This window comes from Pseudoalteromonas sp. ESRF-bin5, from assembly GCF_002632075.1.
Lineage (GTDB): Bacteria > Pseudomonadota > Gammaproteobacteria > Enterobacterales > Alteromonadaceae > Pseudoalteromonas > Pseudoalteromonas marina.
The window spans coordinates 1-11,255 of the sequence record NZ_NTLW01000226.1 but is presented as its reverse complement, the minus strand read 5'-3'; the positions used below and the strand labels follow the sequence as shown (position 1 = coordinate 11,255).

The following is an 11,255-nucleotide window of genomic DNA, read 5'->3' as shown; positions in this document are numbered from 1 at the left end:
AATGGGTTAATAATTGTAGGGCTTAATACGGCTTTTTTAATGGAAGCTATTTCTCAAATAAGAAAAGTTCAATCTAAAAAGCCAAGTTAAATGCTCTCTATTGCAATATATAAAAACTCTCTAGTTAAAGCTGGGAAGTTTATTGTGTTATGAATTTATAAACCTAAGCTTTAACTTTGGCTTATAAATTCACTTTTACTAAAGCAATGCATAATTAATGGCTATTGCAACGTAATTCCTTGCTCTAACAGGTAATTTTGAGCCTCGTCAGTATGGGGTTTAAATGCCTTCCAACGCCCAATGGCTTTGTTGTTTAGCGGTTGGCGTACTTGCACTTTACTGGCAGTAGATACCGGTGCGGTGTTTAAGTGAAAGTCTATACACTGTTCTTGCCACTCTAAATCACAAAAGCTGACTAACTCTTTTATTTGCTGCTCGGGCTGTGCGACTAATTCTTCGTATTTCACAATTTTTATATTGCTGTGCACGGTGCTGAAGTGCTGTATGAGTTTATAAAAACGGCTATAAAATTTAGCAGTGTCGAGTAGGTCTAGCGAATACGCGTAGTAAGGGTTGTTAATAGTAAATAGTTGGCGGTAGTTACCAATACAGGTGTCCATTGGGTCGCGCAGCATGCAAATAATTTTAGCGTTTGGCAGTGCTTTAGTGATTAAGTCGATATAAAAAAAGTTAAACGGGAGTTTATCTATAAAATGTTTATGGCTACCGGTAGTAACGCGGGTGGCGTTTAAATATGTTGAGCCAAGCTGATTAAAATCAAGTTCATACGCTTTAGTGAGTGTTTGTATGTCGAGCACGTTTGGTGTGGGTGTGTTGCTTAATCTTTTTACGCTTAGGCCGAAGTCTTGTAATTCACCGGCTGACTGCACGTCACTGTGGCTCGATAATATTCTCTCAACTAATGTGGTACCAGAGCGGGGCATACCTAATACAAAAATAGGCTCAGCGGTGGGATTGCCGTTTACTTGTTGGTTTTTGTGTTTAGCACTGAGTTGTTTTATATGTTCAAACAACGCATTTGACGATGCGTTATCAAACGGGGTAAGTGCATGCTTTGCTGCTTTACCTTGTTGTAACGCGGTAAAGGCGTCAGAAAATGCGCCAATATCTTGGTATTCTTTTGCCAGTGCATGGCCTATGTGTAATTTAGCATCAGGGTGTGAAACCTGCTCAAACACTTGCTTTAACCGTGTAATATTATTTTTTTGCTTTGTTACTTTAGTTAAATCACTGAGTGCAAAGTGGCTTTGATGATGAAGCGGGTTAAGTGCAATGGCATGTTCAAACGCGGTGTGTGCTTTGTCAAATAGGCCCAAAAACTTGGCGCTTACTGCAAAGTTGTAATAAAACTGGGGGTGAGGTTGTTGTTTGGCATTGGCTAATGTGAGTGCACATTCAAAATAATGTAAAGCGTGTTCGTGTAGGCCTGCTTGCGTAAGTGCAACGCCTAGAGTATCGGCGTCGAGTGCTTTTTTTATTTGTGTAATAGGCACCGACAGCGCTACATTTTTTGCTTTTTTTAAGTCACCGGTAAGCGCATAACATTTTGCCAGTTGAGCAGTATATTCAATGCTAGAGCCAAGTGTTAAGGCTTTTTCGATTAGCTTGATGGCTTTATAAATTTGCCCTACTTGCAAGTTAACCATTGCCAGTAAAAAATAGCCGTCGGCAAAGTCAGGTTTATGCGAAACCAGTTCAACTAAGCTTTTGTGGGCAAGTTGTACTTTGCCTTCGTTTAAATATTTAATAGCGCTTTGATGGAGTTGTTTTAAATTTGGCTGCATTTTTTATTTGTATTGTTTAGTTACGCGTTAATAAAGAAAAAAGGCCCAAATAAATTTGAGCCTTTTGATTGTACTTAAACTTAACGGTTAATTATATTTCAAACTTATAATTAAATTTAATGCCTACCGTTAATGGACGGTTGATAAAGTAACCATAGTTACGTTGTATATCAGTTCTATTTGCTGAGGTAATATCGGCATCTGAACGGCGAACAGACGTAACGGCGTATTTATTAAATACGTTGTCTACGTAAACGGTCGCTGACCACTCATCGGCGGTTAGTTTAGCTGAAATATTGCTTAAGCTATAACCTGGTAATGTTTCACCGTTATCGCGTAAACCAACACGAGAAATTACATCGCTTTGTGCGGTAATACCGTAGTTAATATCAAGCGTTTTGTCGTTAAACACATCGGTTTGATAGTTTACACCCATTGAAAACTGGTGCTCAGACGAGCCTGGTAAACGGTCGCCATCTTCTGCACCATCTGTTCCGTCTGAATTAAATAAGAATGGTGCGTCTGATGTTAACTCTGCTTTTGTGTATGCATATGTAGAATACACAGAGAATGAGTCAGATAAAATTGCACGCGACGATATTTCAATACCTTTCGCATTGGCTGAACCCGCATTAGACAAGTACGGTAGTTGGCCTACCTCGGTTGCACCGGCAACTTGTGCGTCGTCCCAATCTATATTAAATAATGCGGCGTTAAAGTGTAAACGGCTTCTTAACCATGTGCTTTTAAAACCAAGCTCGTAGTTAGTTGTTGTATCTGCATCGTAAAGCATTTCACTTGGGTTACCACAACCCGCTTGGTTAGCTGGTAATGGATCAGGACAAGGTGCTAAACCATTTGAACCACCAATTCTGAAGCCTTCACTTATTGTTGCGTAACCCATTACTGAATTAGTAAATTGATACTTGGCGTTAAATTTAAATAGGCTGCCGTTGTCGCTTGCTTCATTTTGTTCAAAGTTAAGTGTTACGTCGTCTGGGCCTGCGCCGCCGAATAAGGTATTAAATAATGGAAAATCGACCGCTGACTCAGACTCAACATCGTACTTGTAAAAACGAGCGCCTACAGTAATATCGAGTTTCTCGGTAACTTGGTAACCAATTTCACCAAATAAAGCTGACTCTGTTATTTCAACGCGATCAACTGAGTAGTATTCAAGTTGGTCTGGACGAGATTGATCTGCGCCAAAATTTTCTACTGCAAAGTCGCCAAAGCCTGGCGTGTATTCTTGGCTAGACGCATCGCTTTCAATTTTGTTGTAAAAGCCACCTACAATCCAGTTAATGTCACTGTCGTTTTGTGATACTAAACGAATTTCTTGTGTGAACGTGTCTTGCTCTTCAATTTCACGTGTGAACGATGAAAACGCAGGAAATTCTTCGTAGCCGTAATCAAGGCGAATAAGTAAATCGGTTTGGTCACGTTGGCCGTCTGCATCAAAATTTGAAATACCTGTTGCCGATACTAATTCAGCAAAACCTAGGTCTGCTTTTAACTCTAAGCTTAGTAGTTGGTTTTCTTTTTCACGCGGTTCTTCGTAGCGATAACCTGACTCGTATTCACCAATTAAATCGCTAAGACCGTTATCGGCGCTTAATGTATTGTAATGAACAATTGAACGACCTTCGCTGTCTTGGTTTTGGTAAAAGTAGTTAAGTGTACCTTCAAATGTTTCGCTTGGTTTAAAGCGAACAGAAATACGCCCTGTAGTGGTTGATTCACCGTTGGCGTCTTCTACATTTTTAAGGTTGTTGTTAACTGCTGCGCTGTCGGTCCAATCTGGGTCAGGTAACGATACGCCCGGCTCACGCACTACGTAACCATAGTCAATAAAACCTGGGTCTTCGTAAATGTTCAAGCTAGCACGAACGGCAAGTGTGTCTTCAATTAATGGTAAGTTAAATATGAATCCACCTTCACCGCCAATAGAGTCGCTTTCTTGTGTTTGCGATACATTGCCGAATACTTCAAGTGATGTGAAATCAAGCTCAGGCTCTTTAAGCATGTAGCGAATAGCACCACCTAATGTACCTGCACCGTACAGCGTACCTTGTGGCCCAATAAGAACCTCTACGCGCTCTACGTCGACTAGGCGCATATCAATGGCGACTGGGATCTCGTTAATGTAAGTTGCAACGGTGCCACCGTCTGATGATGGACCTGAAGAGTTTGTGTTTAAACCACGTACAATAATAGGTGAACCAGAACGACCACCTTGATCGGTAATTGTTAAACCAGGTACCCAACGTGCTACATCGGCGAGCTCGCTGATGTTTTGGTCTTTCATTATGTCGGCATCAAGCGCTGTAATGTTAAGCGGTGCGTTTTGCACTGAGCCGCTACGTCGTGTTGCTGTTACTTCAATAACTTCAAGTGATTTGTCTTTTGCGGCTTCTTGCTCTTGGGCAAACGCAGTATTTGGAAGTAAAAAAGCGCTAGATAGGGCGCCCGACATAGCCAAGGTTAACAAGCTTGGTTTAAACATAAAAATGATCCCTAGTTCAAAGATTTAACATAAGTAAAGTACAGTGAATATGATATCAGTCACAATCGAATCAGGGAATGTGTAAATTGAATTAAAATTCACTTTTTTAGAATAAAAAAGGATTGGTTAGGTGTGGTTTGTTGGGTTTGTTAAATTTATCACCCATTTATTATTAGCTTTACCCGTGGAAGGTACAATTTGTGTACGGTTTTAATATTTGTGAACATTTGAATGACTATTCATGATTTTTTGCATGCTTGGATTTTGGTGGTGTTAATTTTTTGTAAGTTTATTTGGCTGGGCAGGGAGCCATTTATTTTTTAATAAGTTGTAGCGGTTTAAAAAAAGTTTTATCTCCCCATAACCTACTTTTAAATAAAGGTTTTTATATGACTAAATGGGCGAATGTGTTTATTAGTTCGTACATTCAATTTAATTTTTAATTCGTATGCATCAAGGATCTGTTATGAGCCAGCTTTTTTCGCCGTTATCTTTGGGTAAGCTCAGTTTACCTAACCGCATTATTATTGCACCTATGTGCCAATATTCAGCTATTAATGGTGAGGCAACTGATTGGCATACCATTCATTTAGGTCAACTGAGTTTAAGTGGAGCCGGTTTACTTATTATGGAAGCGACGGCGGTAAGCCCTGAGGGGCGAATAAGCTATGGTGATTTAGGTCTGTGGAATAATGAAACCCAACAAGCATTAGGTAAAACTTTAAACGCGGTTAGGCAATATAGTGACATGCCTATAGGTATTCAGCTAGCGCATGCAGGGCGTAAAGCGTCAACCGGTAAACCGTGGGACGACGTAGGTGCTATTTCACCTAGCGATAAAAATGGTTGGCAAACTATTGCGCCATCGGCACAGGCTTACGATGAGCACTCGTTTGAACCTGTTGAAATGAGTAAAGCAGATATTGGCCAATTAATTGCGGACTTTGCAAGCGCTGCTAAACGCGCCGACGAGCTAGGCCTTGATCTGATCGAATTACATGGCGCTCATGGGTATTTGTTGCATCAGTTTTTATCACCTTTGAGTAATAAGCGTGACGATGAATATGGAGGCAGTTTACAAAACCGTATGCGCATTGTAATGGAGGTATTTAAAGCTGTTCGCGCAGAGTTTAACAGTAACAAACCCGTGGGTATTCGAATCTCAGCGACTGACTGGGTTGAACGTGGTTGGGATTTAGAGCAATCAATAGTGCTTGCTAAAGCACTTGATGAGCTTGGCTGTGATTTTATTCATGTAAGTACTGCGGGTTTAAGCCCTTTACAGCAAATACCTGTTGAGCCTTGCTTTCAGGTGCCTTTTGCTACTGCAATAAAACAGGCCGTTAATATGCCGGTTATTGCGGTGGGTTTAATTACCGAAGCGCAACAAGCAGAAAATATTTTAAGCGAGCACAAAGCGGATGCAGTGGCTTTAGCTAGAGGTATTTTATATAACCCACATTGGCCATGGCATGCAGCTGCTGAATTGGGTGCAACAGTTAACGCACCTAAGCAATATTTACGTTCAGGCCCGCACGGAAAGCCTTCGCCCATAAAGTGACCTAATAAAAAAAACTCATTTTTTTGAGGTTTTATTTAATTAATTTTGAGAATGCCATGTCTAATTTAAGCGCAGACCCTGTGCAGATCAGCCGTACTCTTGTAAGCGTTATTGCACTATGTTGCGGCTTAATTGTTGCCAACATTTACTATGCACAACCTATTATAGAATTGTTAGCCCCAGATGTGGGTTTAAGTGCACACAGTGCCAGCTTTATTGTGTCTTTAACTCAAATTGGCTATGCCATTGGGTTATTTTTTTTAGTGCCGTTAGCCGACTTAGTTGAAAATAAACGGTTAATGTTAATTACTCTGTGTATTACATTTTTTAGCCTAATTGGGCTAGGGGTTGTTCAAACTCCAAATACAATGCTGTTTTTGTGTTTGCTAGTGGGGGCAAGCTCGGTATCGGTGCAGGTACTTATTCCGTTGGCGGCGCATTTATCGTCAGACGAAAAGCGGGGGCAAGTTTTAGGTAATATTATGGCGGGGCTGTTGTTGGGTATTTTGCTAGCAAGACCTGTAGCCAGCATAATTGCTGATCATTTTGGCTGGCGTGCCGTATTCTTTTTTGCCGCGGGATGCATGGTATTTATTGCTTTAGTTATTTACTTTGCTATACCCACAAGGTTGCCAACGCATAAAACACGTTACTTTGCTTTATTACGATCGTTAAAATCGCTGGTAATAAGTCAACCTGTGCTTCGTCAACGTGCTTTTTATCAAGGGCTAATGTTTGCGTCATTTAGCTTGTTTTGGACGACAGTGCCTGTTGTGCTTGCCAGAGAATATGGTTTTTCGCAAACTCAAATAGCATTGTTTGCTTTAGTAGGCGCAGCCGGTGCTGTTGCAGCGCCTATTGTTGGGCGTTTAGCTGACAAAGGCTATACCTACGAAATGTCGTTATTAGCCAAAGTGATTGCATTATTGTGTTTTTTACCCAGCTTATTTGATTTACCAAATGGCATTATCATATTGGCGCTAACCGGTGTTTTAATTGATTTTGCAGTGCAAGCCAATATGGTACTTGGCCAACGGGTAATTTATTCGCTAGAGCCACAAAGTCGTGCTCGGCTTAACGCCATTTACATGACCAGTATATTTTTGGGCGGTGCTGTTGGGTCATTAATTGCTAGCTCATTATATGAGTTTGGGGGGTGGGAAAGTATAGCTTTAGTTGCGGCTGCAATGCCGCTTATTGCGTTAATAGGTTTTGTTTATTCTGCTAAAAAAGAAAAACAAAAAGCACATACAGCTTAACAAAAAAGCCATCGTGGTTGATGGCTTTTGGTTTAGGCTACTTTTTTGACTCGCCAGAGAAGGAGCTTCCTGCCGAGGCTATAATTACTAATAAAATGGCTAACCACTGCCAGAGTGTGAGTAGCTCGCCTAAAATAACAAAGGCAGCAAGTGATGCAATGGCAGGTTCAAGGCTCATCATTATGCTAAAGCCTTGAGAAGGCATATTACGCAGTGCCACCATTTCAAGCGTATAAGGTAACGCACTTGATAAAACTGCAATACCAATGCCCAGAGGAATAACTTCCCATGTGAATGCGCTCGCTTGCATAATGCCTCCGTAGGGCACAAGCACAATGGCCGCAACGGTCATACCTAGGGCAACCGTTGCACCACCTGAGCTTTGCATTCCGGTTTTTTTACCAAACAATATATAGCCAGCCCAACATGCACCTGCTGCTAAAGCTAAAATAACACCAACAGGATCTAAGCTCTCTTCACCGCTCATATCGGGCAATAAAAGTAATATACCGGCAATGGCGCAGGCAACCCAAAATAAATCGCGTTTACGGCGAGAGCTAAATAAAGCAACGGCAAGGGGACCAGTAAACTCCAGTGCCACACCAATACCCAAGGGTATGCGCTCAATAGCGTAGTAAAACAGAATGTTCATTCCACCTAAGCTTAAACCATAAACCACAATAGCTAAGCGGTTTCCTCTGGCAGGTATATGTTTCCATGGTTTAAATACTAAACATAACAAAAGCGCAGAAAAACCAAGCCTAAGCGCGGTCGTCCCTTCAGGGCCAACAATGGGGAATAGTTGCTTTGCAAACGACGCACCCGATTGAATGGTCATCATGGCAATTAATAAGCAAACAGTTGCTAATATGAAATCTTTGGTACTTGATTGCATTGTTGTCCCTAATTTAAAGCACTGTTAATAGGGGTTAATAAATTTCCACTATTTAAGATGCAATGGCTATATTTTGTGGCGGGATAATATCTGCTTTTAGTACGATTGGTAAGTGTTTGCGATTAAAAAATAGGTGTGGCTGTTTAGAGTAAGATCTAATGAAGGGCAACATACTAGCAAACAGGTGTTTGCTAGTATGTTTAAACTTAGTGAGCGCTTTTATTAACGAGACCGTCCAAAGAGTAAAGACCGCGTTTTTCGTCATTTTTACGTTTTATTTCTTCAAGAGCACGCGCTTCTACAGCGTCAAACAATGCATTAATTAATCGGTTGAAGTGTTTATGCATGGCCGCACGGGCTGCACTAGCGTCATGTGCTCTTAGTGCCGTGTAAATGGCGGTGTGCTCATCCATCACACATTCGTTGTTATTAGTACAAACACTACTGTAATCGGCAACAATTTGTGGGTTTTTTAATCGTAAATCCCACAAGTTAGAAACAGCAAATTCAAGCGCTTTATTGCGTGTTGCTCTGGCAATTATTTCATGGAATTCTCGGTCTGCTTGCTCTACATAAAGCCCTTTTTCCATTACTATTAGCGTTTGATTTAGCTGCTCAAGTTCTTCTTCTGTAATACTTTGAGCGGCAAGTGCTGCAATTTCGCCTTCGATGAGTGCGCGGGCCTGAGTTAATTCAAATGCGCTGATCTCTTTTGATTTTATAGAGGCATTTTTTTGTTCAACAACATAAACACCCGAACCGGTTTTAACTTCAACCCGTCCACGTACTTCTAATGCAATAATTGCTTCTCGAATTGTTGGGCGACTTACGTCAAACATTTCTGCAAGTTCACGCTCAGGAGGTAAACGACTCCCAGCAGTAAACTCACCTTGATTTATTAAAGACTCTATTTTATCAACAATGCGCCAAAATAAGCGACGATTACCCATATTGTACCTTCATACCCTAAGGAATATTGACCATTTAGGTCTAAAAATTTATATCATTTATTAACCGACAAGGTTACCCCAAACCTCACTAATATGTCAAAATTCTAGCGCTATGATTTGGTTATAAAACAATATTGTTTGTTGGTTTAATTCGTGTAATACCAATTTAGTTTAAAATTAAAAAAATTGGCCAGCTTGATTGGTTATGTTTTTGTGTGTTAGTTTTGATTTACGCCGTTAAAATAAGTAATGGCTGTTTTCTGATGAAGATTGATTAATAGCTCTATTGTCAGTCAGTAATTGGTAAATACTTTAGGTCATTATATCAAATTGATTGCCCACGGATGGGGATCGTTGTTGTAATGTGCGTAAGTAAAAGTGTGTAGTTAGTATAGTGATTTGCATTTCCCCATGGGCGTTAACTGTCGTTGGTTAACGCCCATATACAACTTACCCCAGTCAAGGGCTAAATTAATGTGTTTTATCGTTTGGATAAATCACACCTAATTGTTTACGAGCTTCGTCAAGTACATTCATAACATCTAATGACAACGCGAAGGTGTTTACATCAGATTCCCACTGTTTTTTTTCTATGAGTTGCATAAAGTGAGCAACTTCAAACTTCATAAAATGCTTATCAAATTGTTCAGATATAATTTCTGATTCGCCATTGTTAGCAATAAACTCTACTTTTTTGAGTTGCGATACGGCTTCAATACGCATTCTGCCAAGTTCACCTTGTATTTCTGTTATGTTGTCGCCTTGCGATATTTTTGAGTAGCTAATTACAGCTTGCTTATTTGAGTAATTAAGCAGTACATCGCCTGCGCCATCAACACCGGTATCTAGTATTACGCCACTTGCATTTACACTTTGCGGCGCGCCCCAAAGTGCAATTAACAAGTAAAGAGGGTATATACCTAAATCGACCAAAGCACCGTTGGCAAATTCAGGTAAAAAGGTGTTAGGGCGCTCCCCATTTTTGTACTTATCGTAACGAGATGAATATTGACTGTATTGACCTATGTACTTTCGAGGAGTGCCTATTCTGCTAAGTGCTTGCTTTAACAATGTGAAGTTAGGTAAATGGGTGGTCATCATTGCTTCCATGTATAAGCACTGGTTTTGCTTAGCGGTGGCTATGATTTCTTTTAGTTCTTGGCTATTGGCTGCAGACGGCTTTTCACCGAGTACATGTTTACCTGCGTTTAAACACCTAACCGCATACTGTTTGTGCAAGCTGTTGGGCGCGGCTATATAAACTGCGTCAACGCATTCGTCTTGGCAAACTTGTTCAATACTGGTAAACGTTTTTGCATGTGTATTTTGCGGGTGCTTTGCTAAAAATGCTTCGCCGCTTGAAAGCGCGCGAGAGCAAACCCCATATAAATTAAAATCAGCGAGGGTATTAGCAGCGTCAAGTAATGTGTCGCTGATAAAATTAGTACCTACAATTACAAAGTTCATACTCATTCCTTAGAATTATGTTTATTTAAGTTTATCATTTTTTTAGCTCTGTATGCTCGCGGAGAATAACCAAACCAACGTTTTACACTGGCGCTAAGAGTTGCTTGTTCTTGATAACCTAATAGCTCTGAGATGGTTGAAATACTGTAATGGTTTTGCGCCAAATAGTGCGCAGCTAATGAGCGCCGGGTTGAGTCTTTTAGTTTTACAAAGCTTGTGTTGTGTTTATTTAACTCTCTGTGCAATGTTCTTGGGTGCATACCCAGCGCTGCTGCTATGGTTTCGTTTGTGCATTGATATATTGGCAACATGGGCCTAATTAACGCGCTTACTTGAGTTGGCAGGGATTGATTTTGCTGTTCGCTTTGAGCTAAAAACTGCAGCGCGGCAGGTACTTTATCGTACTGGGGTTGTGCAATTGATAATGCTAAATCTGTTTTTAAAATAACAATACCGGCACTATTTCTATTGTGCGTGACTTTGCAGCCAAAGTAAGTGTTGTATGCGCGGGTATTAGTAAGTTGCTTTTGAGGTAAAAATACCGCTTGTGGTTTACAGGTGTTATTACTTATTTTTTTTATTACTCCCATGGCGAGGCCGATAGTTAGTTCTAAAACCTGGGTTGTTTTAGGTAATGGGTTTAAGTTTATTTGAAATGATAAAAAGAGCGTTTTATCAGCCTCTAACGGATGAATAGTTAAACTTAAAGCGGGAGTGTGTAGGTGCAAATATTTAATAACCCAGTTGAGGGCGTCACCTAAATTAGTGCTACTTTTTGCTGCTATAGCAATAGGGCCAAGTATATCAAAGCT

General features: G+C 40.5%; 8 protein-coding genes. 2 read left to right on the top strand and 6 right to left on the bottom strand.

Features of this window, described 5'->3' with window-relative positions:
* Window positions 1-221: 221 nt before the first annotated feature.
* Complete coding sequence (locus BCG07_RS13735) at window positions 222-1,805, bottom strand: tetratricopeptide repeat-containing sulfotransferase family protein (RefSeq protein ID WP_286890576.1); 1,584 nt, start codon at window positions 1,803-1,805, stop codon at window positions 222-224.
* 91 nt (window positions 1,806-1,896) lie between these two features.
* Complete coding sequence (locus BCG07_RS13730) at window positions 1,897-4,311, bottom strand: TonB-dependent receptor (RefSeq protein ID WP_286890574.1); 2,415 nt, start codon at window positions 4,309-4,311, stop codon at window positions 1,897-1,899.
* Window positions 4,312-4,777: 466 nt separating this feature from the next.
* On the opposite strand from BCG07_RS13730, the gene BCG07_RS13725 reads away from it, so the two are divergent.
* On the top strand, window positions 4,778-5,872 hold the full coding sequence (locus BCG07_RS13725) for an NADH:flavin oxidoreductase/NADH oxidase (RefSeq protein WP_286890573.1): 1,095 nt from the start codon (window positions 4,778-4,780) through the stop codon (window positions 5,870-5,872).
* 56 nt (window positions 5,873-5,928) lie between these two features.
* Window positions 5,929-7,131 (top strand): MFS transporter, encoded by a 1,203-nt coding sequence (locus tag BCG07_RS13720; protein ID WP_277054711.1) that lies wholly within the window; start codon window positions 5,929-5,931, stop codon window positions 7,129-7,131.
* A 37-nt stretch (window positions 7,132-7,168) separates the two neighbouring features.
* On the opposite strand, the gene BCG07_RS13715 is transcribed toward BCG07_RS13720, so the two are convergent.
* The 4 genes from BCG07_RS13715 to BCG07_RS13700 all read right to left on the bottom strand — a co-directional run.
* Window positions 7,169-8,026: an EamA family transporter gene (locus BCG07_RS13715; RefSeq protein WP_006791607.1), complete on the bottom strand. Its 858-nt coding sequence runs from the start codon at window positions 8,024-8,026 to the stop codon at window positions 7,169-7,171.
* 206 nt (window positions 8,027-8,232) lie between these two features.
* A complete protein-coding gene (locus tag BCG07_RS13710) occupies window positions 8,233-8,976 on the bottom strand; it encodes a FadR/GntR family transcriptional regulator (protein ID WP_286890570.1) in 744 nt (247 codons plus the stop codon).
* A gap of 471 nt (window positions 8,977-9,447) precedes the next feature.
* Complete coding sequence (locus BCG07_RS13705) at window positions 9,448-10,443, bottom strand: Gfo/Idh/MocA family protein (RefSeq protein ID WP_286890568.1); 996 nt, start codon at window positions 10,441-10,443, stop codon at window positions 9,448-9,450.
* Window positions 10,444-10,445: 2 nt separating this feature from the next.
* Window positions 10,446-11,255 (bottom strand): AraC family transcriptional regulator (locus BCG07_RS13700; protein ID WP_286890567.1); only part of this gene is annotated, 810 nt, incomplete at its 5' end.

Bases quoted from the DNA above. Each gene is read 5' to 3' on its own strand.
- BCG07_RS13725 (WP_286890573.1), top strand. From the start codon at position 4,778: ATGAGCCAGCTTTTTTCGCCGTTATCTTTGGGTAAGCTCAGTTTACCT.
- BCG07_RS13715 (WP_006791607.1), bottom strand. From the start codon at position 8,026: ATGCAATCAAGTACCAAAGATTTCATATTAGCAACTGTTTGCTTATTA.
- BCG07_RS13705 (WP_286890568.1), bottom strand. From the start codon at position 10,443: ATGAACTTTGTAATTGTAGGTACTAATTTTATCAGCGACACATTACTT.
- BCG07_RS13735 (WP_286890576.1), bottom strand. From the start codon at position 1,805: ATGCAGCCAAATTTAAAACAACTCCATCAAAGCGCTATTAAATATTTA.
- BCG07_RS13720 (WP_277054711.1), top strand. From the start codon at position 5,929: ATGTCTAATTTAAGCGCAGACCCTGTGCAGATCAGCCGTACTCTTGTA.
- BCG07_RS13710 (WP_286890570.1), bottom strand. From the start codon at position 8,976: ATGGGTAATCGTCGCTTATTTTGGCGCATTGTTGATAAAATAGAGTCT.
- BCG07_RS13730 (WP_286890574.1), bottom strand. From the start codon at position 4,311: ATGTTTAAACCAAGCTTGTTAACCTTGGCTATGTCGGGCGCCCTATCT.